Raw genomic sequence first — 870 nt, 5'->3', positions numbered from 1 at the left:
GTCAACCTATTGACAAAATTCGCATATTAGTGTAAAATAACTGTAATGAGGTGGGGTCGTGAACAAAAAGATAAATATGTTTTTAAACGAGCTGAAGCAGATCCTGTCGCTTAGGATAGGCTATTTTCTATGCAGTCTTTATTATTAGTTTTATGTGTTGTTTCGCCGATTATCACTTTGGTATCGGCTGTTTTTATTGTGGTGTCGTTTCAAAACGGCATTTCGAATAACAAGCAAGAAAATTCTAATGTTATTACGACGTTGACTAAAACTGTTGATGAAAAATTGGCACAAGTTCAACGCGGGCTAGGGGAAATGAAAGATTTAGCTACCAACGTTGGTGACTTGAAAAATATGCTTATGAACCCGAAGAGGAGGGGGCATAGCGGCGAGTTGTTGCTCGATAGCATATTACAAGATGTTTTGACGGAAAAGCAATATAAGAAACAACTTGTTGTGAATCCTGATAAAACTGATGAGCGCGGGGGAGTAGACTTTGCTATTGTTTTGCCAGATGCGTATCTGCCGATAGATGTTAAATATCCTAAAGAGGATTATGAGCGCTTGTTGGACGCGTATGAGAGCGCTGATAAGAAGGATATTGAGGAAGCGAAAAAAGCGTTTAGCAAAGCAAGAATAGTGGTCGGTCCAGCAATTGTCACTTTATATTCCCTTTGCAAATCATCAAACAAATCCAGCGCACCAACCGCCTCGGCGTAAAGCCCTTCCGTCGGCAAATACATAATCGCAAACTCAGTCGTTACAGGCGGGTGAATGTATTTTTCGCAAATATCCCTCGCGTCTTCTTTTATCTTCCTACTAAACGCTTTTTTCGCTTCCTCAATATCCTTCTTATCAGCGCTCTCATAC

At 40.5% G+C, this 870-nt stretch carries 1 protein-coding gene and 1 pseudogene; one reads left to right on the top strand and one right to left on the bottom strand.

From position 1 onward, the window contains the following. Positions 1-129: 129 nt before the first annotated feature. Positions 130-570, top strand: a pseudogene (gene rmuC / locus ACYVTD_RS14350) (DNA recombination protein RmuC); the annotation flags it as partial. Here rmuC (ACYVTD_RS14350) and rmuC (ACYVTD_RS14345) read toward each other — a convergent pair. After that, a complete protein-coding gene (rmuC, locus tag ACYVTD_RS14345; RefSeq protein ID WP_461248398.1) occupies positions 555-812 on the bottom strand; it encodes a DNA recombination protein RmuC in 258 nt (85 codons plus the stop codon). The pseudogene rmuC (ACYVTD_RS14350) and the gene rmuC (ACYVTD_RS14345) sit on opposite strands and share 16 nt — an antisense overlap. Between the last annotated feature and the right edge of the window lie 58 nt (positions 813-870).

It is taken from the genome of Treponema sp. R6D11 (assembly GCF_054786075.1).
The sequence above is the reverse complement of the archived record's forward strand: the minus strand, read 5'-3'. Positions and strand labels throughout refer to the sequence as shown.